The following is a 24,594-nucleotide window of genomic DNA, read 5'->3' as shown; positions in this document are numbered from 1 at the left end:
GGGGCCGTTGGGTTACGTAACAACTTGATCGGCTGCTGTACCGCCTTGGCCGCCTGATCCTGCAACTCGTCGGCATCCGCACGGAGCGATTGACGCTTTTCGGTCACCAAGACCCGCCGCTGGGTTGCACCGGGACCCTGGCCGGCGAGCTGTTCCTTGAGTCGAGCCGCGACCTGGCGCGACTGTCGGCCGCGTACGACAATCTGACGGCGCTAGCGCGTCTCTCCGCCAACCGTCCTCGTTGCAGGACAGCTACTACCCGATGGACCTCGCAGAGGAGGTCCGCGAGTTGCTCTCGCCGAAGGACGTCCCGCAGGGCACCACCCGGCTCCTGGCCGAACGGGGTCACGAGCAGACGGCCTTCTACGACGAGTACGTCTCGCGGATGCCGACGCCCGAGGAAACGCGGCTGCTCGGGTTGCAGCCCGGCACGACGATCCTGCTGCACATCCGCACCGGCTACACCGAGCAGCGCCCCGTTCGGGTGTCCTTCAACGTGTTCGCCGGCGACCGCAACCAGATCGTCACCACCCACGGAGACGTGCACATCATCGGTAGATTCCGCCCGGAGGAAGCCCCCGAATGATCATCACGCCGGCCCGGCTGAGGGATGTCGACGTCATCATGAGCTGGCGGCGCGAGCGCGTGGCGTGGCTCGCCGCCCGGGACGAAGAGCAGTGGTCCATCCCGCTGCCCCGCTCCGCCGTGGCATCGACGATCTCCGCCGGACAGACGTGGATGGTCTGGGACGGCGACGATCCGATCGCCACCATCACCCTGACCGCGTACGTGGACGTCGACAACCTGTGGAAACCGGACCGGGACCCCGAGGCGCTGTGGCACCCCGAGGATGACCCGGCCGATGCGTTGTACGCAGCGAAGATGATGATCCCACTCGCCCATGCCGGCGAGAACCTCGGCGGTGAACTCCTGGACTGGGCTGGTGGCCGGGCATACGAGGCGGGGCTGACGTGGCTGCGGCTCGACGCCTGGACCACCAATCACCGACTGCACGACTACTACCGCAGGCAGGGCTTCCGACACGTCCGCACCGTCGAATCCCGCGTCTCCGGCACGTGTTTCCAACGGCCGTCCCAGCCCTACCTGCACGGCCGGCTCAAGACTGAGGCGGCACGACCCGCTCCGGAACCGTGCCAGGCCGCACCACACGCGTCCGGCGGCCCGAACTGCTCGACCCGCTCGTAGTCTCGTCATCGACACCGGGCCTGCCCGCCAACGCGCCCGCCGGCACCATGCCGAGAAAGCGGGAAAGAACGTGGGAGAAGACCCTGCATGTCAATGGCCTGGCGCTGCCCGCCCTCCTTGGCCTCGGCGGGTAGGAGGCTGGCTGAGCCCCGCCATCGCGCCGCTGCTGAGGTAGAGCACCACCGCGTACCGGCCAGTCGCGTCGAGGCTCAAAGCCAACTCATGCGGCCGAGGACAGCCAGTCAGGATCGGCGGGTGGAGCGATCACGACACAACGCCCGGGGATGCGCGCGCTGCCGGCATCATCGGCCCCTGCCGGATCGGCCTGCCCTGCGTTGGTCCCTATGGAGCTGCCCCGCCTGTGCGGTCGGTTGAGTGGGAGCGTGGACGGGGCAGCTCCATAGGGGCCGAAGGGTAGGTCCCCGACCGGGTGGGGGCACTTGTCAGGTTTCGTTGCTGGCCGGCGACAACGAAGCCCAATTCTGTTCAGCCCGCCCTGAGTGTGACGGCGATGTGCATGATCGTCGTCTCGGGCCGGGCTGACGCGTCTCGGGCCGCGCTCCGGGCCGCAACCGGCGAGGCCCCGCACACCGAAGCGATGGGCGACACCGCGCCGGAACCGGTTCTGTAAACAGACTTATCCATCGTGGAGGCTTCGGATGCATCCGGTCCGTCACGAACCAGCCTTGATCATCATTTATCCAGAGTGGATCATAAAAGAGGCCCCCCTACCTGGGAAAACGTATGAGATAGATCTTCACAGTGCCGGCGGGCTGCGGTAGCTTCAGGCCACTTTGCTAGGAGGCTGTCAATGTCTGCTGCGCGGTTCACCCGTGCTCTCGCCGCCGCCGTCACCGGCACGGCTCTGGTCCTGACCTCAACCCACCCAGCGCTCGCCGAACCGTCCACACCGGACGGTCCGCCACCCCCGACAGCCCCGTCGGCCCCACGACCCGAACCGGGAGAGATCGGCACGCATCGCGTACCGCTGCTCACCGGCGACACGGTCACCGTGAACACCGGTGCCGACGGCCGATCGACGTACGCGGTCGACGCCGCCGACGATCCGACCCGGTCCGCCACGTTCACCGTCCAGGGCAGCGGCGACGACCTGTTCGTCATCCCGTCCGACGCGGCGCCGTACGTGACCTCGGGCTTCCTGGAGCGCGACCTGTTCAACGTCCGTGAACTGGTCCGTCAGGGAATCACCGGCACCGCGAAGACCCTGCCGGTGATCGTCACCTTCCAGGGCGACCCGGCCGCCAAGACCCTGACCCGACAGGCCGACGCGCTACCGGCCAGCGAGAACAAGCGCACGTTGGCCAGCATCGACGGGGCGGCGCTAAGCGTGTCGACGGCGGACGCCGGGGAGTTCTGGAACGCACTCACCCCGGCCACGCCCGACCGCACCGGCCGCGCCGCACTCGGCAGGAGCGTCGAAAAGGTCTGGCTGGACCGCAAGTTCAAGGTCAACCTGGCCGAGAGCGTGCCCCAGATCGGCGCCCCCGCCGCCTGGGCGGCGGGTGTCACCGGGACCGGTGTGAAGGTCGGTGTGATCGACACCGGCATCGACCCGACCCACCCGGACCTGTCCGGCAGCATCGCCGGCATCGCCAACTTCACCGGCGAAGCGGACGGCGTCGACCACCACGGTCACGGTACCCACGTGGCCTCCACGGTGGCCGGCACCGGTGCCGCCTCCGGCGGACGTTACAAGGGTGTGGCACCGGGCGCCCAGGTGCTCTCGGCGAAGGCCCTCGACAGCAGCGGCTCCGGGCAGGACTCCTGGATCATCGCCAGCATGGAGTGGGCCGCCGCACAGGGGGCCGCCGTGGTCAACATGAGCCTGTCGGCGCCCGTCACCACCGACGGCACCGACCCGATGAGTCAGGCGGTCGACTCGCTGACCGCCTCCACCGGCACGCTGTTCGTGGTCGCCGCCGGCAACAACCAGGGTGACCTCTCCATCGGTAGCCCCGGCGCGGCGAACACCGCGCTGACCGTCGGCGCGGTCGACAACCGGGACGTACTCGCTTCGTTCTCCAACCGTGGTCCCCGCTACGGCGACGCCGCGGTCAAGCCGGAGATCACCGCGCCGGGCGTCGAGATCGTGGCGGCCCGCGCGGCCGGCACGTCCCTCTGGCCGATCGTGGACGGGCAGTACACCAGGGTCAGCGGCACCTCGATGGCCACGCCACACGTTGCTGGCGCAGCCGCGCTGCTCGCCCAGGCCAACCCGGACTGGACCCCGGCGCAGCTCAAGGACGCGCTGGTGACCACCACCAAGGCCGGCGCCTACTCGTGGTGGCAGGGCGGCACCGGGCGGCTGGACGTTCCGCGCGCCCTTCAGCAGCATGTCTACGGTTCGGCCACGGTCAACGTGGGCAGGATCGCCGACGGCACGCAGGCACCGATCGAACGTAAGGTCGCCTACACCAACGCCGGCGGCGCTCCGGTCACGCTCAACCTCGCGCTGGACGTGAAGGCGTTCGACGGCAAGCCGGTGCCCGCCGGTTCCGCCACGCTCTCCGCGACCAGCGTCGTCGTCCCCGCGAGGGGTGCCGCCGAGGTGACGTTCACCGTGGACCCCAAGGCCGGCCCGACCGGTGGGTACGGCGGTCTGCTGCTCGCGAGCACCGCCGACGGCTCGGTGTCGGTGCGGACCGCGCTGTCCTGGTACAAGGAGACCGCGATGCAGCCGGTGACCATCCGGCTCATCGGGTCCAAGGGCAACACGCCGCGCCCGCAGACGGTGGGCGCGATCCGGGTCGACAATCCGGTCGACAACGACCCGATGACGCTCCCGGCGTACTACGAGAACGTCCGCGACGGTGTCGTGACGATGCGCCTGCCGGTCGGGGTGTACGACATCCAGGTAGCGATGATGGAGCACGAGGAGGACGTCCGGCGGGCGACGCTGATGACCGAGACCGAGGTGCAGGTCAACGCGCCGACCGAGGTGACGTTGGACGCCCGCACGGCGGTCAACGTCCGGCCGCCTACGGCTGCCCCGACCGACATGCCGAGCGTCAGCTACGGCACCCTTCGCGGGTTGGCCGACGGCTCGGTGCTGCCCTTCGCGATGCTCATCGGCGGCGGCCAGTACGAGGGCTACGCCACGCCGACCAAGCCGGTAAAGATCGGCTTCTTCGAGTTCCACAACCAGTGGACCCTGTCCGAGGCGCTCGTGGACCTGCGGGTGCGGGGCGGTGGCCGGCTCGCACCGGACTACGACATGCTGTCCGCCAGCAGTCACCTGAACGGCAAGAAGCGGAACCTGCCGATGGTGTTCGCCGGTGCCGGTAGCCCGCAGGAACTGGCCGCGGCCGGCGTCAAGGGCAAGGCGGCGCTGATCCGGATCCAGATCCCGACGGACATGGAGTGGCCGTGGCGACACGCGTACGCGCAGAGCGCGGCGCGTACGGCACGGGACAACGCGGCAGCCGCCGGGGCCGGGCTCGCCCTGATCTATGTGGACGTCGCGAGGGCTCCCGCGCTGCTGGGCAACCTCGTGCCGAGCACCGACACGATGCTCGCCCTCACCCTGTCCCGCGACGAGGGTGAGTCGCTGCGCAGGCGCGGCAAGAGCACCGTCACCCTGGGCGGCACCAGCGGCCCGTCGTACGTCTACCACCTGCGTCGGGACCACCCCAACGGCGTGCCGGGCACCCCGGAGCGGCCGGTGGACCCGAAGGCGATGGTGAAGCTGAAGACGACCTACCACGCCGACAAGCCGCTCATGGTCGACTCGATCTGGGGCGCGCTGGGTCCGAGGGACCCGTGGTCATCGCAGAGCACCTGGCGGTTCCCCGGCCCGACCGCACGTACCGAGTACGTCGGTGAGGGTGACCACCTGCAGTGGCTGCGGTACATCGTGCAGGTGGGCAAGACCCAGGCGGGCGGGGAGGAACAGTTCTGGTGGACCTCGGACGACTACTTCCGGGCGGGCACCCGCAGCCGGGACGAGTCGTGGTTCGCCGCGCCCATCCGGGTCGGGGCGATCGAGGTCACGTCCCCCGTGGTGCGGGCGAACACCTGCGGGTTCTGCCGGGACGGCGACACCTTCCTCGCCGGGCAGTACTGGCTGGACGGCACCCCCGGGCACAGCATGGTCGCCTCCACCGCCAACAGCACCTGGAAGCTGACCCGGAACGGCGTGGTGATCCCACCGCTGACCACGTCCCCGCGCCGGTTCCAGCTACCGGCCGGGTCGGGCGTCTACCGCCTGGAGACCACGGACACCGGCTACGGGCTCAACTCGGTCCAGACCCTCGCCCCCCGGGTGGACTCCGTCTACACCTTCCGCTCGGCGACCCCGACGAAGGGCACCCCTGCCGGGTACATCTGTCCGATCGGCACCGGATCGTGCGCGTTCCAGCCGGTGCTGCAACTCGACTACGACCTTGACCTGGACCTGAACAACCAGGCCAAGGCCGGCCGGGGACACCAGTTCACGATCACCGCGGCCGCGCACGGGCTCACCCCCGACAAGCCGAGGGTGAAGGGGATGTCCGTCTCGACGTCGACCGACGGGGGTGCCACCTGGCACGCCGCGCGGGCGGTGCCGATCGGCGGCGGGAAGTTCAACGTCCGCACCGTTCACCCGGCGTTGTCCAGCACAGACGGCTACGTCTGGCTGAACGTCAACGCCTGGGACGCCGACGGCAACCGAACCGAGCAGACCATCCAGCGGGCGTACGCCCTCCGGTAGCTCACCGTGGTGGGGCGCGGTCGGATCCTCCCGTCCGCGCCCCACCCGGACCTTCAGCCGTTGGACCGCTCTTCGTCACTCCCACGAGGGCCGAGGCGATGAGGGCGACAGCCCGATCATCGTCATGGGCCAGTTGCCGCAGGACGTCCTGCGCGATGGTCGCCGGCATCTCGGCTAGTGCCTGGGTCAGGCGTATCCGCACCGCAGAGTCCGCAGGGTGTGCGGCGAGCTCGTCGACCAGTGCGCTCATGATCCGGTCCCCGTACCCGGGGTCCAGTGACAATGCTCCCAGGACCTCGGCCGCCTCGACGTCGTTCGCGCCCTCGACCACCATGCCGACGAGTGTCGGCACGGCTGGGGTCGCGCCACGCGCACCCAATGCCAGAGCAGCATGCCTGCGCACCGTCTTATCCGAGTCCCCGAGTGCGTCCGCGAGCACCGCGGACGCCTCGTCACCGGGCATCTCGGTGATCGCCAGGACCGCGCGCCGCCGGATGTCGACGTCCTCCGAATACACGCCGGACGTCACGCGGCACGTCCTCGGCCGGGGCCAGGACGGCCTGCTGTCTTCAGTCGGTCTTCGGTCCGTCGGATGAGGTCGCCGACCAGTGCGGACGGCGGATGACCCGAAATCCTGGCCAGGGCCTCGGTCTCACCGGTCCTCCGCCATATCCCTCTCCCGCGCATGCCCCGGGGAAGGCCGCCGCTACGCCGCCCCATCCCGCCCCGCACACCGGGCAGTCGGGTAGAGCGGGCCGACGAATACCCCCACCCGGTCGGGGACCCACCCTCCGGTCCCTATGGAGCTGCCCCGTCCACGCTCCCACTCCACCGACCGCACAAACGGGGCAGCTCCATAGGGACCAACGTAAGGCAGGCCGACCCGGTAAAGGCCGACCAGGCTGGGGCCGATGGTGTCGGCAGCACGCGCATCCCCTGGGGCCGGCCGCAACAGCGAGGCGTCGATCTGGGCGCGCGCCAACTGTCCGGTCCGGATGAACCTGGCACGCCCGGTCGCCCGCGACCTGCGGTGGCGCCAGGTAGCTCGGACGGTCCGGCCCGATGTTGTCCGGACCTACTTGGCGCTTTCTGTGATCCTCAAGGTCACTCAGCGCCGCAGCGTTCCGGCGCTGAGTGCCCTGGCTCATTGAATCTTGCAGAGGTGGAGCCGATGAACTGCGGAGTGACAGGCTGCTTGCAGAGTTCGCCGGGTGTTTGTCAGTGGGCGTTCAGCGGATCGGTGTCGTCTGCGCCAGGGCAATGCGCCAGTCGTCGCCCCTGCGGGTCATGACGTAGGTCATGATGCCGGTCAAGGGCAGCTCGGATGAGTCCTCCGCCTCGGGCCGTTCGTCGTGGATCGTCTTTGTCAGGCTCACGATGGCGACGTCGGGGGTGGCGAACCGGATGTCGTTGACCTCCAGCACGGTCCGGATGTCCTTGAGCGGGGAGGAGAGCGCTTCGGCCATGGCCGAAGCGAAGGACTCGCGCCCGAAGAGGCGCCGCCCGGCGAGGTTGATGAGCACCAGGTCGGAGGTGTGCAGGGCGGGCAGTACGTCCGGGTCGATCTGCGCCTCCTGGGTCCGCGCGACGAGTTCGCGGATCCTCTTCTCGTCGTCGTTGGTGGGGGGAGTGGAGTTCGTGGTGTCCATGGGGACAACCTAGAACCTCAACTTAGGTTGAGATCAACTCCTCGGGCCACCCTCACCCGGACTGGACCACCCGCTGGACCAGATAGCCCGGACTGGGCCACTTTCACCCGGACGGGACACCAACGAGCGCGTAATCGCATCTGATCGAACAGGCGCCGGTCAGACCAAGACGGAACGATCATTACGAGAAGACGTCCACACTCGGGGGTTACCCCTGGGCAGTTGCCGTTGCGGTAGTCAGGAAAGGTCCCCTGCTATCAAAATCCGATAGCAGGGGACCTTTCCTTGCGCACATCGTTGCCGCGCTGGGGCCCCGTCCGGGCTGCCGCGCTGCCGCGCTGCCGCGCTAGACGCGGGTGATGCGGATCGCGTCGGCGATCACGTAGCCGGTGCTACCGGACCACCGGCTGATACCCACCTTGTTGGCGTCCCCGGCGGCCAGCGTGAAGTTGCCCAGCGAGCGCCATCCACCACCGTTGGCTTCCTGGTTCACGGTGACCGTCTGGTTTCCGCTGCTGGTCGCCACGATGTACGGCGTGGCGGTGTTGTAACCGGCGACGGCCGGGTACCAGACCTCCACCCGGTAGGTGGCGGTGGCCGGGATGTTCACCTTGTACCAGGCGGCGTCACTGGCCGCGACCGGGTTGGCGTACCGGTAGTCGGCCCCGTAGCGCTGCGCCGAGTACGACGAGGTGCTCCAGTTGGCGCTCGCGGTGAACCGACCGGCGGTGGTGTTGTCCACGATGGTCGACCAGGTCGGCGGCGGCGTGGTGGTGCCGGTGACGAGCTGCATGTAGTAGGTCCAGTTCCAGTTCGGACCCGGGTCGGTGTGCGTGGCGCCCGGCACCTGGTTGTGACCGATGATGTTGCTGCGGGTCTTCGGGATGCCGTACTTGTCGCACAGGTGCCGCGTCAGCGCGGCCGACGACCGGTACATCGCGTCGGTGTACCAGGAGGCGTTGTCGACGTAGCCCTCGTGCTCGATACCGATCGACTGGGTGTTGTAGGTCCAGTTGCCGGCGTGCCAGGCGACGTCCTTGTCCCGCACCATCTGGGTCACCGCGCCGTCGGAGGAACGGAGCAGGTAGTGGGCGCTGGTGCCGGCGGCTGCGTTCTGGAACCAGCTGATCGAGCCGGCGTAGCTGCCCTGCATGGTGTGGATGATGATGTAGTTGATCGGGTACGACGACTCGCGGCTGGAGGCCGTGTAGTTGGACGAGTTCGCCGCCACCCAGGCCGCCGGGCCGTAGTCGGTGCTCTGGGTGCCCATGTCGGCGGCGCCCAGCGGTGCCACTGCGGCGTAGTCGCCCCGCTGGGGCGCGACCGGACGGCCGTCCACGGTGACCTCGCCGGTGGCCGTGGACGCCCTGAAGCCGCTGCCGAGCAGGTCGTACACGGCGTCGGCGTACAGCCGGGCGGTGGGCTTGTCCGACGAGCCGCCGTAGCGGGCGATCAGGCCGTACCACTGGTTGACGTCGTCGCGCTGCTTCGCGGTGAGCCCGGCCTGATCGGCGTACGAGCGGAGCACCGCCGCCGCGCCGGCGACGTTCGCCGCGTCACTGGTGCGCAGTTCGGTGCGGTCCAGTCGGGCCCGGCGCGCGGCCTCGTCGAGGGTCCGCACCTTCGGGTTGCTGGTCAGGTGCATCACGCCGTACCCGCCGGAGGCGCTGGGCTCGCCGTTGTGACCGTCCAGCCGGGTCTCCGCGTACCCGAGCGCGGCGAGCAGGTCGCGCGGCACGTCGGAGCGGGCCGCAGCCTGGTCGAAGGCCGCAGCGAGCGTCTCCGCGCCTTGCTGCGGCGCGGCCTGGGCCGGGTGGCTGGTCAGGCCGATCATCAAAATCGCTGCGCCGCCGAGCAGTTGGCTCACCCGACGCGAGGGTCTCCGAACAGTCACCGTCACTCCTCGTCGACTACAAAGGGCGACTGCAATCATGTCGCCCGGGTCGCCGCACCATATAGCGCGACATCCATCTATGTCGAGACCTTGCATCGGCCTTGATGATGATGAAGAATTCCTTCATTTCGTGGGCCTCGGGACAACAGCGGCGTGCCGCCTGGGGCACGCCGTCGACACGACTCACCCCACCGCACCTGCCGTGGAGCGGCACCCACGCCAGGACCCCCCAGGCCCCCCTGATCGAAGCGCTCCCATCCGACGTCGCAATCGCCCCGGCCCTCAAGACCGGAGGCCATGGATGGGCCGGCCTGGTTACCTCCCGCAGACGCTGACGTCGCAGGCCCGTGGGTACGACACTCGGTCAGTCGCCTCGACCGTTCGGCGGTAACCCGCTTCGGGCGCGTCTGTCTTAAGGTGACAGTCCTGACGAACTACGTACACCCATCAGGATCGCGTGTCTTCTCCACCGCGCCCTCGACGATCGGAAGAGCGATGACCGGCCTCGCCGTCCTGTCCGACGCACCTGTCCGCTGCGATGAGGACCAGCTGCGGTTCGACCGATACGTAGAGCCGATCCTCTCGTTGTTGACCAGCCCCACGAGCACGACCCCCTTCACCGTCGGTGTGCTCGGCGCGTGGGGCAGCGGGAAGTCGAGTGTCCTCGCCATGGTGGACGAGCGGCTGGGTGTGGAGAACCCGGATGCCTTCGTCCGGGTGCACTTCAATCCCTGGGTGCACCGCAACGAGCCGAACATGCTCGTACCGCTGTTGCACGCGCTTCAGGAGACACTGCTGGCGGACCGGAAGAAGCGATTCACCCACGCCGTAACCCGGGTCGCCAGCGTCATCGGGACCCTCACCGCGGACGCACTCCTGACCACCCTCACCGCGGGCTTCCTGACCGTGGACAAGTACGACCAGGCCGTGGAGCGGTACGTGGCACAGCGGAGCCAGGTCGAGAGCGAGCTGCGCAACCTGCGCAACCTGCTCCGCGACGAGGTGGCCGGCATCCGTGGCCAGGGCGCCCAGGTCGTCTTCTTCATCGACGACATCGACCGCTGCGAACCGGACCAGATCGTGGACCTGCTCGAGTCGGTCAAGCTCTTCCTCGACGTGCCCGGGGTGTTCGTGCTGATGGCCATCTCGAAGGAACTGGTCGACCGGGGCGTGGCCATCAAGTATCAGGGCTTCGGCTTCGACCCGGACGGCATGATGGACATCGGGGACGAATACCTCGAGAAGATGATCCAACTGCCGCTGTACCTGCTGCCGCTGGACAGCCGGAGCGTTCGGCGTTTGGTCGAGGCGCACGCTCAGCCGGCTCTGCTGGCTCGGCACGGCGACCTGTTGCAGGTGGTGCTGAGGCCGAACCCGCGCAAGATCAAGCGCGTGCTGAACTTCCTCACGGTCACGACCGCGATCGTCGCCGGGACTCCCGGCCTCGACGAGTTGCGCGACGACCTGGTGGTCCGGCTGGCCGTACTGCGGGTGCAGGTGCCCCGGCTCTTCTCCGCCGTGCTGACCGATCCCCGGGTGCTCGTGGTCCTGGAGTGTCTGTACCGGGACCGCCTGGAGTTCACCGAGGACGGCTTCCGCAGTCGATACGGGGACGACTCGGGCACCTCCCTGTACCACGCCGTCGCACCGCACTACCGGCGGCAGCCCGAACTGGAACACCTGTTCGCCGCGTCCACCTTCGAGGAGGAGCAGGACCGGATCCACGACTACCTCACCCTGTTCGGCGGGCGGGCGGCATGAGCGGTGGCGTCGGCCCTCGGGCCCGAAAAGCCAAGGACCAGGTGGACTACAAGCGGTACGGCCTGACCCAGGGCGACCCGTACCGGCACCGTGACCTCGATCCCCGGAAGGAACGGGACCGCGCTCTGCTGGTGGACTTCGCCGGGGCCCCGTTCGACGAGATCGAGGAGCAACTCGACCAGGCGGCGGCAACGGGTAAGGCCGCCGCCTTCCTGCTGTCCGGCCGCGAGGCGACCGGCCGAACCTCGTTGGCCAAGCTCATCGCGCACCAGTACCGGGAACTCCACCAACTGGGCGACGACTTCAGGTTGATCGTGTACGACGAGATCGATCACGACAGCCTCCGGCGTGCGCAGGAGGTGCTGAAGGCGATCCGGAACGAGCTGATGGAGCTGGGGGGCTGGGGCGAGCACCGGGACCGGCTGCTCGAGGTGGTCCCCAACGGGCCGACCCGGCCGGAGATCCTCGACCTGCAGGCCCAGGCCGGTTTCCTGGCGAACTACATGCGGAAGCGGATGAAGCCGGCCTGGACGCTCGGCCTGCTGATCGAGGGCATACAGAACGACGACTTCCTCGACACGCTGGCTGTCGTGTTCGCCCGGGTCGATCTCCTCGTCGTCGTCACCCGGGACGACTACCGCACCGCCGACACCGCCGACCCGGACCGGATGAAAGAGCGCGACCGTTGGCGGCGGTGGGCTCTGCCGGTGCAGGTGCCACTGCTGAGCGGGGACGACGTCGACCTGCTGGCCCGCAATCGGTGGCAGCACGAGGCACCCGAGCTGGAGTGTCCCTTCGAGCTGAAGGGCATCCGGGACACCTTCGGCGCGCGGCGCCCGCCCGTCGGGCGCGCGCTGCACTGGCTCGGTTGGCTGCTGGAGTGGCGGCTACGCACGTACAACGGGGACGAGTGCTGGCCCGCCGCGCGGAACCTGCGCATCCCCGCGCAGTGGATCGAGGAATCGGTGCAGCAAGCCGAGAGCGCCCCGCCCCACGCGGAAGGAGGCCTCCGTCGTGTCCGCTGAGCTGCCCCGACTGAACCCCTTCCCCGCGCAGGCCACCACCGCCATCGAGGAGGGGCCCTTCGCCGAGTCGTACCAGAGGTGGGCCGGCGCCACGCCCACGGTGGCCCTGCAACAGGTCCGCCGGCTGAGCCTGCTCGTGAGCAGGTTTCGCCGGTCCCATGAGCTGGGCGGCGTCTCCAGCGGCCAGGTGGCATACGTGCACGGTGCCCACGGCGCCGGCAAGACCCACGCCATCCGGGCCGCCGTCGGCCAGATCGCCACCCATCCCGGCAACGCGCAGGTGTTGCCGTTGTACGTCAAGCTCGATGGTTCGGACTTCGTACAGGCGTACCGCCGGCTGATGGCGCAGCTCTCCCTCTCCGACCTCACGGGGCTGGCGCTGCGGTTCCTTGGTTCCCTGTCGGCCGTGGCCGACCCGTCGCCCGCGACCGCCGATATCCAGGACGACCTCCGCCGGGATCCCGCCGCATTGCTGCAGATGTTCGACGACCACCTGTTGGAGCGCGGCCTGCTGCTGGAGGCGCAGGCGGACCGGATGCGCGACGCCGTACGCGACGAGAGGAACTTCCAGCGCGCACTGACCTACCTGCTGGAACCGGCCCTGAAGGAGGTCGCGTACGACTGGCTGCTGGGGCGGCAGGTCAGTGAGCCCGAGCTGCGGCGCGTCGGCATATCGCGGCAGCTCGACACGCCGGACCAGTGCCGCTACGGCCTCCAGTTGCTGACGCTGATCTGCGAGCGGGCCGGTCGGCCGCTCGTGCTCATCCTCGACCAGGCCGAGAAGCTGCTCCTCGATGCCCAGGAGCGGGTGGTCCCGGAGGGCGCGGGGCTACTGCACTCCCTGGTCGAGGCGATTCCCGACCTCAAGGGCATGCTCATCGTCGCCAGCAACGACCGCGCCTGGAACGCGCTCCCGCAGGACCTGCGGCAACGCTTCGGCGCGAACGACATCGTCTGCTCGACGTTGCAGCCCGACGAGGCCCGGGACCTGGTCGGCCGGTACGTCGTCGCGTCGTTCGGCACGCAGACGCCGCCGGGCTACCGGGCCCCCTGGCCGTTCAGCGACGCCGCGATGCGCAAACTCCTGCGCAACAGCGGTGGCAATCCGCGGGCCCTGCTACAGCTGGCATTCCAGTCCTTCGACGCGCTGGACACGGACGCGAAGGAAATCGACGAGAGCGGCGTGCCGGACGATCTCGCGGTTCTCGACCGCGAGGGCGTGGACCGGGCCGTCCGTCGGGTCCTACGGCGGCTCGGGCCGGTCACCCGCGAGCCGGAGCTGGGCTTCCACTACGCCGTGGACACTCCGCACGACGGCCGCCTGCTGATCCGGCTCAGCGAGGCCATGTTCTACACCGACGAGACCGAGCGCGCCGAAGAGGACGTGGCGGTTCGGCTGACCATGCCCCGCAGCGCGGCTGACCGTATGGGCGGGCCCGCCACGCCGGTCGGCATCCAGCCGAGGCACGTCCTGATCGTGATCGGCTATGCCAGCACCGAGGTGCTGCACCTGCTGCGGGACGTCTACGACGAGGTGCTCGTCTACCGTGACGGCGAATCCATCGCCAGGGCGCTGGCGGCTCTGATCGAGGGAGCCGAGCGGCACGGCACGGGGCGATACGAGCAGGTCGACTTCCCCAGGCTCTACGGCGAACTCGCCGACCTGGGGCTGGACCGGTCCCGTAACGCCGGTGAACTGCGGCGGGCGATGCTCGGGGCGAACCGGCGACAGGTCGACAGCCAGATCGAACGGCGCTTCGACGAGTTGGCCATCCGCTGGCCGGACGAGCGGCGGCGGTTGGTGGACAGGATCGAGGCGGTTCGGGTTCGGCGGGAGCGGGAGGAACTGGCCGAGATCCACGAGGTCTACCTCACGTACCGGCAGCGCACCTGGTTCATCGGCTCCCTGATACTGCTCGTCACGACGGGGGTGGCGGTCATCGCGTTGGCGGTCGGCGAAACCCTGCCGACCAACCTGCTCTATCTGGTGGCGATGTTCGCACTCGCCCTCGCCTTTCTCGTGCTGGTCCATGGCAGCCGGACCAGGGTGATACGAGCCGGTGAGCCAGCGTCGAGGGCGGAACTCGACCGCATCGCCGCGGACCAGATCCGGCATCGGGGACCTGCCCTGTGGCGGGCGCCGCTGCAACCGTTCCTGGCACTGCTGCAACAGCCGCCGTGGACCGATCTCCGCTCCGGTGATCCCTACCGCCGGTACGGCTTCGTGCTGACGAGAAGCCGTGCGGACCATCGGAGGAGGCTCAGGGCCGCGCTCGCCGTCGAGCGGGTGGCGGTGATCCGCCGCGCAGTGATGAACGCACTCGGTCAGCTGACCGAACAGAGTCAGCATGCCCCGGACCTCGTCGACGTGGAACTTCTGCCCCGGTCGGTTGTTCCCCACGACCCCACCGCGGCCGAACCGGCCGACGTCGAGCTTCCTTACCGGATCCAGCATCAGCGGATCGACGCCTGGTCGAAGATCGCCCGGCGACCGCCGGCGGAGCGGCTGCTCATCGCCCTGGCGAATCTCGATCGCCCGTGGGTGGGACGGCCGGAGAACAGGACGAACGAGAACACGACGACGTCTGCGGACGGCGGCCGGGGCCGGCTTGCGCACCCGGGCGTGGTCGGCCAGGTCGACCGGAACGTGCGGGGCGAGACCGACCCGGCGATCCTCTTCGTGCTGGACGTCGCGAGGGGTCGAGGCGCGGCCGGCGAGTTGTACGACACCGGCCTGACCCGGCACCCGGACCTGCTGCTGGACGCGTTGGCGGAGGTGTCCGAGGGCGGCATCCGGCGCGCGGCGCACCTGTTGTCCCCCTTCACGCCGCAGGGCCTGGGATGGCACGACCAGCTACATCTCGCCACGGAGATCGAGCGGCTGTACCTCTTCGTCGAGCAACTGCTCTTCTTCCGCGACGGGGGAGTCGACCGGGGCGCGGCATGATCGGCCGGGGCGGTGAACCACCCCACCATCCCCGCTGTCAGCCGTGGGGACGACCTCGGCCCGCTGCGGTCCGGCCCGTCCCGCCGTAGGCTCGGCCGATGGACGCCACCTTTTTCTTCGACCCCGCCTGCCCGTGGACCTGGCGCACCTCGCGCTGGCTGGTGGCCGTGGCCGACGCCCGCGGGCTGACCGTCGAGTGGCGGTCGTTCAGCCTCGCCATCCTGAACGAGGGGAAGGTGGCGCCGCAGTTCGCCGAGGCGATGGCCGCCTCCGGCCGGGCACTGCGGCTGGTGGAGGCGCTGCGCGCCGAGGGCCGGGGCGAGGACACTGCGCGCTTCTACGCCGAACTGGGCGCGCGCACCCACGACGCCGGCAACCCGCTGTCGGGCAAGCTGGTGGAGGCGGCCGTCGAGGCGGCCGGCCTCACCGCCGCCGCGCCGGCCCTCGACGACGACCGTTGGGACGAGGCGGTACGCGAGTCGCACGCCCTGGCGTACTCCTCGGCGGGCCCGGACATCGGCTCGCCGGTGCTGACCGTGCCCGGCGCTGAGCGCGGCATCCACGGCCCGATCCTGACCGAGGTCCCCGGCACCGACGACGCGCTGACCGTGTGGGACTCGCTGCTGCCGCTGCTGCGACTGCCGGCCTTCCACGAGATCAAGCGCGGTCGCCGCTGACCGGCGCGGACGGTGGCCGACGGACCCGGCCGGCATGATGGCCGGATGATCGCGCGCTTCAAGGACCTCTGCATGGACGCCAACGACGCCCTCCGGCTGGCCGGCTTCTGGGCCGGTGTGCTCGACGGCGAGGTGGTCGACACCGGCGACGGGGACGCTCGGATCGACCCCCGGGGTGGCCCCGGCGCCGAGTCGATCTGGGTAAACCGGGTGCCCGAGCCGCGCACCGTCAAGACCCGGGTACACCTCGACCTGCGACTGGCCGGGCCCGAGCCGACGGAGCTGTTGGCGGCCGGGGCCCGGCTGGTCCGCGAGCCGGACGTGGAGGTGAGCTGGTGGGTGCTGGCCGACCCGGAGGGCAACCAGTTCTGTGCCTTCGCCCCCCGGGAGGGCTCCCGACCGGGGACGTTCGAGCTGGTGGTGGACAGCGCCGACCCGATCGCCCAGGCCACCTGGTGGGCGGGGATCGTCGGCGGCCGGGCGGAGACCACCGAGGAGGGCACCGCGTCCGTCGTCGGCGCGGCGGGCTTCCCCTGGGACCGCTGGGTCTTCGACCCGGTGCCGGAGCGCAGGCGGGTGAAGAACCGGGTGCACTGGGACGTCGACCTGACCGGTCCCGACGCCACCCGGCTGATCGCCGCCGGCGCGACGCTGTTGCGCGAGCCCGACGCCGACATCGGCTGGTGGGTGCTGGCCGACCCGGAGGGCAACGAGTTCTGCGCCTTCGCGCCGCGTCCCAAGCCCTGAGCGCCCACCCGGCGGCAGGAGCGTTCCGACACGGGCCCGGCGATGCTACCCAGCGTCCGCCGGTTGGACTAGCGTTTCCCCAGCGTTCCCCCAACTCGGCCGCCAGCGCGTCGCCGTCGAAGTCGATACGCCCCCGGCCGGGCCCTGCCTGCCCGATCGGTGGGTAATCGAGCGATCCCCCCGCTGCCGGTCCACCGGTTGGGCAGGATCGTTGACGACGAGGAGGTGCCGTCGTGCAGGACACCCGCGCTCTCGCCCTGACGTTCGAGGTGAGCGGCCTGCCACCGGTGAAGACCGAAGCCCTGTCCATCTTCGCCGCCGGGCACCGGCAGGCGACGAGGGTCCGGGCCCTGCTCCTGGCGGCCTGCTCGGCGGCCCAGCGCACCGGCTGGACCCCGCTGAACGGGTCGGTGGAGGTGGAGGTGACCCTGCGCTGCCCGCCGGGGCACCGCATCTCCGACGCCAGCACCTTGCTCGGCGGGGTCTGCGCGGTGCTGCAGGACAAGAAGCGGGTCGCCACGATCGGCCTCACCCACCTCGGGGTCCTCGCCGACGTCGCGCTCTACGCCGACGACCGGCAGATCCGCCGGCTGTCGTACCTGGAGGAGCCGGCGGAGGTTTTCTCCTACCAGGTACGGGTGGCCGCCGTGCCGGCCGTGGTTTGACGGACGCCCGCGGTGGGGTACCGCGGACGCCGACGAAGGGAGCGCCGATGTCGGAGCCACATGTCACGCTCGACCCGAGCGGGCTCGATCCCGTGCAGAAAAAGTTGCGGGGCCCGCTGGAGGATCAGCTGACCTCGGCCCTGCAGGCGGCCACCGAACGGATCCGGGTCAGCTACGCGGGCGAGCCGGTCGAGCAGGTCTGCCAGCGGCTGCTGGACGAGACCCGGTCCGGGCTGCACCCGGACATCGCCGCCGGCTTCCGGCCGGACATGGACGAGTTCTGCCGGGTGGCGGTGGCGATCGTCCGGGGCGAGATCTCCTGACCCGCGGTCGCCGGCCCGCGACCCGGCGGCGTCGGCCCGCCGGGTCGGCTCGGGTCAGGACCGGGTCCGCAACTCCCCGGCCCTGACCCACCAGCCGTCGTCCGGCATGGCAGCGGAATCCGCCGCGACGAGCGCGTGGGCGCGGCACGCCGCCCACGCCGGGCTCAACGCGGCGAGCCAGCCCGCCCGCACCTCAGCTCCACGGTGCTCCACCGCCGGACTTCGGCACGCTCCCGACTCACCCCGACGAGCCGCGAACGCCGGCCAAGGCTAGGTCCGTCGCCGTAGGTCGAACAAGATTTCCCGCCGCCGGGCGGGGATGATTGAGGTCAATGCCGAAAACCGGCATGTGCCCGTAACACGGTCAGCGGTCCCGGCGCTTTACCCACCGGGAGCGGGTCCGTCCGGGTGGTTTGCGAAAGCCGGCCGAGGGCTCAGAAGTGCCGGAGCAGTTCCGGGAAGGCGGCCAGCCGGAGCACCCCGGCGTCCGTGGGGTCGAGGTCGTCGTGCTCCAGTACCCAGGTGTTCTCGTTCGGGATGAACACCGCCCGCATCCCGGCCGCCCGCGCCGGCAGGATGTCCGACCTCGGGGAGTTGCCGATCATCCAGGCGCCGGCCGGGTCGAAGCCGTGCTCGCCGACCAGCCACCGGTAGGTCTCGGCGTTCTTCTCCCGCACGATGTGCGCGGCGTGGAAGTGGTGCAGCAGCCCGGACGCGTCCAGCTTGCGCTGCTGCTCCTCGCGGTCGCCCTTGGTGAGCAGCAGCAGCCGGTGCCGCCCGGCCAGCGCGTCGAGCGTCTCGGCGACCCCGGGCATCAGCTCGACCCGGTGCGCGACGAGCGCCTCGGCCAGTTGGTCGATCTCCCGGCGCTCCGCGTCGGTGGCGGGACGCTCGCGCAGCCGCTCCAGGCACTCGCCCAGGCTGCGCAGGAAGACCTTGCTGCCGTACCCGTGGGCGACGGCGTTGGCCCGCTCCACGTCGTCGAGCACCTTCCGGATCTCGACCCGGTCGAGCGTGGGGTGGTCCATCCAGTCGAGGAAGTCGTCGATCACCCGCTCGAACAGCACGTTGTTCTCCCACAACGTGTCGTCGGCGTCGAAGACCATCACCTGCGCGCCCCGGCGCCGCCCCATGGCGTGTCCCATGTTCTTCCCTCCCGCACGACCCCGGGACACCGTACTGCCGGCGCGGGAACGAGGCACGCGGGTTTAGGCCGGGCAGAACGGGTACCGCCGGGACGACCCGCGACGAGAGGAGCAGCCGCGATGACGGCGACGACGAGCGCCATGCTCAGAACGTACCCGGCCGAGATCAATCTGGACCGCGACCGGCTGGCCCGGACGATCGACGCCCTCGCCGCGTGCGCCCAGGCGTGCACCGCCTGCGCGGACGCCTGCCTGGGCGAGGACAACGTGGGCATGCTCGCCAAGTGCATCCGCACGGACCTGGACTGCGCGGACATCTGCGCCGCCACCGCCCGGGTGATCTCCCGGCACACCGGCTACGACGCGAACATCACCCGATCGCTGCTGGAGGCGTGCGTCACCGCCTGCCGCTCCTGTGGGGACGAGTGCGAGCGGCACGCCGGGACACACGAGCACTGCCGGATCTGCGCCGAGGCCTGCCGCGCCTGCGAGCAGGCGTGCCGGGACCTGCTCGCCACGATCGGCTGACGACGCGCCCACCGCCGGTTGGCCTGACCGGTCGGGGCAGGCCGGCGGCCGACGCCGATGCGCCGACCAGGCGCGTCCCGGCCGGCCGCGGCTCGTTCATCCGGACCGGGAGCCGCCTGCGGCGCCGACCTCGGCATCACCTCGGGCGCCTACAACTGGCAGCTCTACCAGCCCGGAACCCGGTTCTGGCTGTTCCAGGCCATCGAGACCGGCATCTTCGTCGCCGTCGCCGCCCTGCTGCTCCACCTCGCCGTCCGCCGCATCCGCCGCGTCGCGTGACCGTGCCGCCGTCGATGGGCCGCGTCAGCGGCGCAGGGTGAGGATCAGGTCGGCGACCAGTGCCGTCCAGCCGGTCTGGTGCCACGCGCCCAGCCCTGCGCCGTTGTCGCCGTGGAAGTACTCGGGGAAGCAGATCAGGTCCCGCCAGTCCGGGTGGGTCTGGAAGAGCTGGGCGGCCCCGTAGATCGGCCGGCGGCCCCAGTCGTCCCGGGTGAACAGCGAGATCAGCCGGGCGGAGAGGTCGTCGGCGATCTCGTCGAGGCTGCGCTTCACCCCCGACCTGGTCGGGTACTCCACCTGGAGGTCGTCGCCGAAGAACGCGGCATAGTCGCGCAGCGCGCTGATCAGCAGGAAGTTGGTCGGCATCCAGATCGGGCCGCGCCAGTTGGAGTTGCCGCCGAACAGGCCGCTGGTCGACTCGGCCGGCTCGTAGCCGACGCTGAACTCCTGCCCGCCGAGGGTGACGGTGAACGGCTTGTCCAGGTGGGCGCGGCTGAGCGTGCGCAGGCCGTACTCGGAGAGGAACTCGTCGGTGTCCAGCATCCGGGCCAGCAGCCGGACCACCTGCTCCGGGCCGACCATGGACAGCAGCCGCTGCTGGCTGCCGTCCGGGCCGATCCGGCGGGCGCCGATCACGCCGGCGTACTCGGGGCGGTTGGTGAGGAACCAGCGCAGCCGGGCGCCCAGCTCGGGCAGCCGGCGCAGGGTGCGCGCGGTGAGCCGGGTGGTCGCCGCCAGCGGCAGCAGCCCGACCACCGAGCGGACCTTCAGCGGCACCTGGCTGCCGTCGGCCAGCCGCAGCACGTCGTAGAAGAACGCGTCCTCGTCGTCCCACAGCCCCTGCTCGTACGCGGCGGCGGCGATGTAGGCGAAGTGTTCGAAGAACTTGGTGGCGGTGTCGGCCCAGGTCGGGTCGTGTTCGGCCAGGACGATGGCGATGTCGAGCAGGTTGAGCGCGTACATGCCCATCCAGCCCGTGCCGTCGGACTGCTCCAGCGTCCCGGCCACCGGCAGCGCCGCCGAACGGTCGAACGGGCCGACGTTGTCCAGCCCGAGGAAGCCGCCCTCGAAGACGTTGTTGCCGCCGGTGTCCTTGCGGTTGACCCACCAGGTGAAGTTGAGCAGCAGCTTGTGCATCACCCGGGCGAGGAACTCGTGGTCGCGGGAGCCGTCGATCTCGAACACCTTCAGCGCCGCCCAGGCGTGCACCGGCGGGTTGACGTCGCCGAACGCCCACTCGTACGCGGGGATCTGCCCGTTGGGGTGCAGGTACCACTCCCGCAGCAGGAGCAGGAGCTGCGACTTGGCGAAGCCCGGGTCGACCCGGGCGATGCTCACGCAGTGGAAGGCCAGGTCCCAGGCCGCGTACCAGGGGTACTCCCAGGGGTCCGGCATGGAGATCACGTCGAAGCTGGTCATGTGCCACCAGTGGCTGTTGCGCCCGTGACGGCGGCCGGCCGGCGGGGGCGCGGAGCCGGGGTCGCCGGCCAGCCACCGCTGCACGTCGAAGTGGTAGAACTGCTTGCCCCACATCAGCCCGGCGATGGCCTGCCGGGCGACCAGCGCCTCGTCGGCCGTGGCGGCGTCCGGCACGACGCTGTCGAAGAACCGGTTCGCCTCGGCCCGCCGGGCCCACACCACCGCGTCGAAGCCGTCGCCCAGGTCGGCCCGGGGCGGCGGCGTCCCGCCGGGCGGCGGGACGGTGCGGGTCAGCCGCAGCCGGATCTGCCGGCGCCCGCCGGCCGGCACGTCGAGCACGTAGTGCAGCGCCCCCTTGGTCCCCACCCGGTCCGGGTTGACCGTCGCCGCGCCGTCGACCACGTGGTCGTTGATCCCGTCCTTCGGGTACGGCGAGCGGCCGGGCAGCCCCCAGAGCCGCTCGGCGTTGGTGTCGTTGTCGCACAGCAGCGGGACGGGATCGCCGTCGCCCTCCAGGAGGATCTGGCCGAGCACCCAGTGCTCGCCGACCAGCCGGGCGCCGCCGTCCGGGCCGGAGCCGGAGCCGACGATCCGGGGCACCCGGTCGCCGCCGGGCAGCCCCCACGCCCAGGTGTTGCGGAACCACAGCGACGGCAGCACGTGCAGCCGCTCGTCGGTGTCCCCCCGGTTCGCCAAGGTCACCACGACGCACATGTCGCTCGGGGACGCCTTGGCGTAGTCGACGGTCACCGCCCAGTACCGGTCGTCGTCGAAGACGCCGGTGTCGACCAGCTCGTACTCGGTGTCGTCGCGACCGCGCAGGGCGTTGACGGCGACCAGTTCGTCGTACGGGAAGGAGGCCTGGGGGTAGTGGTAGCGCCACCGCATCCAGGAGTGGGTGGGTGTTGAGTCCAGGTACCACCAGTAGTCTTTTGCATCTTCGCCGTGGTTGCCGCCGTCCCCGCCCAGGCCGAACATCCGCTCCTTGAGGATCGGGTCCCGGCCGTTCCACAGGGCGAGGGCGAAGCAGAACGTCTGCCGGTCGTCGCAGACGCCCGCCATGCCGTCCTCGTTCCACCGGTAGGCTCTGGACCGCGCGTGGTCGTGGGGGAAGTAGTCCCACGCCGTACCGTGCTCGCTGTAGTCCTCCCGTACCGTCCCCCACGCCCGCTCGGACAGATAGGGACCCCATGCGCGCCAGTCCTGCTCCCCCGAGTCGGCCTGGGCGAGCCGGAGCCGTTCGGCGTCGGGTGCGGACGCGGGTCCAGGGGGCACGTCGGTGATCACGTGCCTATCTTCGACGCCGCCGGGGTACTTCACCACAGCGGCCATTCTCGTCGTGGCGTGTTACACCTCGGCGCTGCTGGAGGAAAGTTGATCGACATTCGTTTCGGCCCCCAGGTGTGCGGGGAGCTGACCGGCGGGGCCACCAGGGAATGGCTGGTCCCGGACGGCCTGGGCGGGTACGCGATGGGCACCGTGAGCGGCCTGCGCACCCGCCGCTACCACGGGCTGCTGGTGGTCCCCGGCCAGACACCGGCGTCCCGCCGGATGGGACTGGTCAGCCTGGACCCGGCGGTCGTCCTCCCCTCCGGGGCCCGGCTGCGCCTCGGCGCGCACGAGTGGTCCTCCGGCGACGTCGACCCGCGCGGCTTCGAGCTGTTGGAGGGCTTCGACCTGACCGACGGCCTGCCGCGCTGGCGGTGGCGCATCGGCGACGTGGTCATCGAGCGCGAGCTGGCCATGGCGTACGGGCGCTCGTGCGTGGCCGTGGTGCACCGGCTCGTCGCCGGCGGGCCGGTCCGGCTGGAGCTGTCGGCGGCCTGCACCTGGCGGGACGCGCACGGCGAGCGGCGAGCGGACGGCCCGGCGCCCCGGGTCGAGCCGGTGGACGGCGGCGCGGTGGTGGAGGGCGCGTTCCGCCTCGCCGGGCCGGGCTGGGCCCCGGAGGGCCAGTGGTGGGTCGGCGTGCACCACCGCGAGGAGGAGGCGCGGGGCCTGCACCCCGACGAGGACGTGTGGCACGCCGGGCGGTTCTCCGGGGCCCTGGAGCGCCCCGGTGACACGGTGTCGGTGCTGGCCTGGGCCGGCGACCTGGCCGCCGAGCCGCCCCCGGCGGAGGAGATCGTCGCGGCGGCCCGGCGGCGCAACCGGCGGGTGGTGGCGCGGGCCGCGCCGGCCGACGCGGTCGAGGCCACCCTCGCGCTGGCCGCCGACGCGTTCGTGGTGCGCACCGCCGCCGGCCCCGACGTGGTCGCCGGCTACCCGTGGTTCGGCGCCTGGTCGCGGGACACGATGACCTCGTACGAGGGGCTCTTCCTGAGCACCGACCGGGCCGACGAGGGGCGGGAGCTGCTGCGGGCGTACGCGGCGACGCTGTCGGAGGGGATGCTCGCCAACACCGCCGACACCGGACGGGTGGAGTACAACACGGTCGACGCGACGCTGTGGTTCCTGCACGCGGTGAGCCGGCACGTCACCGTCAGCGGGGACACCGACCTCGGCGACGAGCTGCTGCCCGCGCTGCGCGGGATCGTCGACGCGCACCTGGCCGGCACCCGGTACGGCATCGCCGTCGACCCGGCCGACGGGCTGATCACCCAGGGCGGCACCCCGGGCACGGCGCTGACCTGGATGGACGCCCGGGTGTACGGGGTGCCGGTCACCCCGCGCACCGGCAAGCCGGTGGAGGTCAACGCGCTGTGGGTCAACGGCCTCGCGGGGTTGGCCGAGCTGACCGAGCTGGCCGGCTCCGACGCCGCCGAGCTGTGGCGGCTGCACGCCCGGGCCACCGCGTCGTTCGCCGCCCGGTTCCCCTCGCCGGTCGGCTGGCTGCACGACGTGGTGGACGCGCCCGCGCCCGCGTACCCGCTGGGTGGGGCGCCGTTCCACGACGACGACCTGCTGCGGCCGAACCAGCTGCTGGCCTGGTCGCTGCCGTACGCGCCGCTGGAGCCCGACGAGCCGACCCTGCGCCGGGTGGCCGCCGGGCTGCTCACCCCGCTCGGGCCGCGCAGCCTCTCCCCCGGCTGCCCCGGCTACGTCGCCCGGCACCGGGGCGGCCCGGCCGAGCGGGACGGCGGCTACCACCAGGGCACGGTGTGGCCGTGGCTGCTCGGGCCGTACGTGGACGCCGCCCGGCGGGCGAAGATGGACGTCGACGGGTTGTTCGCGGGCGTCGACGCGCACCTGACCGAGTACGGGCTGGGTTCGGTCAGCGAGACCGCCGACGGGGCGGCCCCGCACGGCGCGACCGGCTGCCCGTTCCAGGCGTGGTCGGTGGCCGAGGTGCTGCGCGCCCGGCGGGTCCGCCGGTAACGCTTTACATCCCGGCAACGGTGACGTCTCCGCCGGTTATCCGGCTGGGGACAGGATGGGCCCCGATCCACGACGCGTCGGCGGCATCCGGGCTACGGCTGCGGCCGGCGCGCGCCGGGGCCAACTCCGAGGGGGCCGAATGTCACCTGACGCCGAAGTGATCGACATCCACCCCGCCCGGCGCCAGCGGGTGCTGATGCTGTCCTGGGAGTACCCGCCGGTGCTCGTCGGCGGCCTCGGCCGCCACGTCCACGCCCTCTCCGTCGCCCTCGCCGCCGCCGGCCACGACGTCACAGTCAT

The 24,594-nt window shown here is 70.8% G+C and carries 18 protein-coding genes and 1 pseudogene; 14 read left to right on the top strand and 5 right to left on the bottom strand.

The window, feature by feature from the left end:
* Nucleotides 1–241: 241 nt before the first annotated feature.
* The 3 genes from ABT023_RS24980 (at nt 242) to ABT023_RS24970 (ending at nt 5,917) form a co-directional block, all read left to right on the top strand.
* Nucleotides 242–586 carry a UTRA domain-containing protein gene (locus tag ABT023_RS24980; RefSeq protein WP_350888821.1) on the top strand — a complete coding sequence of 115 codons (345 nt, stop codon included), beginning with the start codon at nt 242–244 and terminating at the stop codon, nt 584–586.
* A complete protein-coding gene (locus ABT023_RS24975) occupies nt 583–1,206 on the top strand; it encodes a GNAT family N-acetyltransferase (protein ID WP_350888820.1) in 624 nt (207 codons plus the stop codon). Before ABT023_RS24980 ends, ABT023_RS24975 begins: the two co-directional genes overlap by 4 nt.
* A 1,012-nt stretch (nt 1,207–2,218) precedes the next feature.
* Entirely contained in the window at nt 2,219–5,917 is a 3,699-nt protein-coding gene (locus tag ABT023_RS24970; RefSeq protein WP_350888819.1) for a S8 family peptidase, read from the top strand.
* A gap of 1 nt (nt 5,918) precedes the next feature.
* Here ABT023_RS24970 and ABT023_RS24965 read toward each other — a convergent pair.
* The 3 genes and pseudogenes from ABT023_RS24965 to ABT023_RS24955 all read right to left on the bottom strand — a co-directional run.
* Nucleotides 5,919–6,446 (bottom strand): annotated as a pseudogene (locus ABT023_RS24965) (HEAT repeat domain-containing protein); the annotation flags it as partial.
* A gap of 700 nt (nt 6,447–7,146) precedes the next feature.
* Nucleotides 7,147–7,566, bottom strand: a complete 420-nt coding sequence (locus ABT023_RS24960) for an SgcJ/EcaC family oxidoreductase (RefSeq protein WP_350888818.1) — start codon at nt 7,564–7,566, stop codon at nt 7,147–7,149.
* A 346-nt stretch (nt 7,567–7,912) separates the two neighbouring features.
* A complete protein-coding gene (locus ABT023_RS24955; protein ID WP_350888817.1) occupies nt 7,913–9,460 on the bottom strand; it encodes a golvesin C-terminal-like domain-containing protein in 1,548 nt (515 codons plus the stop codon).
* A gap of 297 nt (nt 9,461–9,757) precedes the next feature.
* Between ABT023_RS24955 and ABT023_RS24950 the strand changes: the two genes are divergently transcribed.
* The 7 genes from ABT023_RS24950 to ABT023_RS24920 all read left to right on the top strand — a co-directional run bounded on the left by ABT023_RS24950 (nt 9,758) and on the right by ABT023_RS24920 (nt 17,605).
* On the top strand, nt 9,758–11,221 hold the full coding sequence (locus tag ABT023_RS24950; RefSeq protein ID WP_350888816.1) for a KAP family P-loop NTPase fold protein: 1,464 nt from the start codon (nt 9,758–9,760) through the stop codon (nt 11,219–11,221).
* Complete coding sequence (locus tag ABT023_RS24945) at nt 11,218–12,246, top strand: hypothetical protein (RefSeq protein WP_350888815.1); 1,029 nt, start codon at nt 11,218–11,220, stop codon at nt 12,244–12,246. Before ABT023_RS24950 ends, ABT023_RS24945 begins: the two co-directional genes overlap by 4 nt.
* Nucleotides 12,236–15,193 carry a hypothetical protein gene (locus tag ABT023_RS24940; protein ID WP_350888814.1) on the top strand — a complete coding sequence of 986 codons (2,958 nt, stop codon included), beginning with the start codon at nt 12,236–12,238 and terminating at the stop codon, nt 15,191–15,193. The genes ABT023_RS24945 and ABT023_RS24940 overlap by 11 nt, the downstream gene beginning before the upstream one ends.
* Nucleotides 15,194–15,291: 98 nt before the next feature.
* Nucleotides 15,292–15,870, top strand: coding sequence for a DsbA family protein (locus ABT023_RS24935; RefSeq protein WP_350888813.1), 579 nt, complete (start codon nt 15,292–15,294; stop codon nt 15,868–15,870).
* Between the two features lie 45 nt (nt 15,871–15,915).
* Complete coding sequence (locus ABT023_RS24930; RefSeq protein WP_350888812.1) at nt 15,916–16,617, top strand: VOC family protein; 702 nt, start codon at nt 15,916–15,918, stop codon at nt 16,615–16,617.
* A 233-nt stretch (nt 16,618–16,850) separates the two neighbouring features.
* Nucleotides 16,851–17,282 carry a RusA family crossover junction endodeoxyribonuclease gene (locus tag ABT023_RS24925; protein ID WP_350888811.1) on the top strand — a complete coding sequence of 144 codons (432 nt, stop codon included), beginning with the start codon at nt 16,851–16,853 and terminating at the stop codon, nt 17,280–17,282.
* Nucleotides 17,283–17,329: 47 nt separating this feature from the next.
* A complete protein-coding gene (locus ABT023_RS24920) occupies nt 17,330–17,605 on the top strand; it encodes a hypothetical protein (RefSeq protein ID WP_350888810.1) in 276 nt (91 codons plus the stop codon).
* A 434-nt stretch (nt 17,606–18,039) separates the two neighbouring features.
* On the opposite strand, the gene ABT023_RS24915 is transcribed toward ABT023_RS24920, so the two are convergent.
* On the bottom strand, nt 18,040–18,738 hold the full coding sequence (locus ABT023_RS24915) for an HAD family hydrolase (protein ID WP_350888834.1): 699 nt from the start codon (nt 18,736–18,738) through the stop codon (nt 18,040–18,042).
* 132 nt (nt 18,739–18,870) lie between these two features.
* Between ABT023_RS24915 and ABT023_RS24910 the strand changes: the two genes are divergently transcribed.
* Together ABT023_RS24910 and ABT023_RS24905 are read left to right on the top strand one after the other, a co-directional pair.
* Nucleotides 18,871–19,278 carry a four-helix bundle copper-binding protein gene (locus ABT023_RS24910; RefSeq protein ID WP_350888809.1) on the top strand — a complete coding sequence of 136 codons (408 nt, stop codon included), beginning with the start codon at nt 18,871–18,873 and terminating at the stop codon, nt 19,276–19,278.
* Between the two features lie 57 nt (nt 19,279–19,335).
* The gene (locus ABT023_RS24905; protein ID WP_350888808.1) at nt 19,336–19,557 is read left to right on the top strand and encodes a hypothetical protein; all 222 of its coding nucleotides are present in this window, start codon (nt 19,336–19,338) and stop codon (nt 19,555–19,557) included.
* Nucleotides 19,558–19,581: 24 nt separating this feature from the next.
* Here ABT023_RS24905 and ABT023_RS24900 read toward each other — a convergent pair whose 3' ends face one another.
* On the bottom strand, nt 19,582–22,308 hold the full coding sequence (locus tag ABT023_RS24900) for an MGH1-like glycoside hydrolase domain-containing protein (protein WP_350888807.1): 2,727 nt from the start codon (nt 22,306–22,308) through the stop codon (nt 19,582–19,584).
* Nucleotides 22,309–22,350: 42 nt separating this feature from the next.
* Between ABT023_RS24900 and ABT023_RS24895 the strand changes: the two genes are divergently transcribed.
* Together ABT023_RS24895 and ABT023_RS24890 are read left to right on the top strand one after the other, a co-directional pair.
* On the top strand, nt 22,351–24,294 hold the full coding sequence (locus ABT023_RS24895) for an amylo-alpha-1,6-glucosidase (protein ID WP_350888806.1): 1,944 nt from the start codon (nt 22,351–22,353) through the stop codon (nt 24,292–24,294).
* Nucleotides 24,295–24,349: 55 nt separating this feature from the next.
* The coding region (locus tag ABT023_RS24890) for a glycogen/starch synthase (protein WP_502890753.1) at nt 24,350–24,594 on the top strand (245 nt) is incomplete at its 3' end.

This window comes from Micromonospora sp. NPDC002296 (genome assembly GCF_040296145.1).
Lineage (GTDB): Bacteria > Actinomycetota > Actinomycetes > Mycobacteriales > Micromonosporaceae > Micromonospora.
The sequence above is the reverse complement of the archived record's forward strand: the minus strand, read 5'-3'. Positions and strand labels throughout refer to the sequence as shown.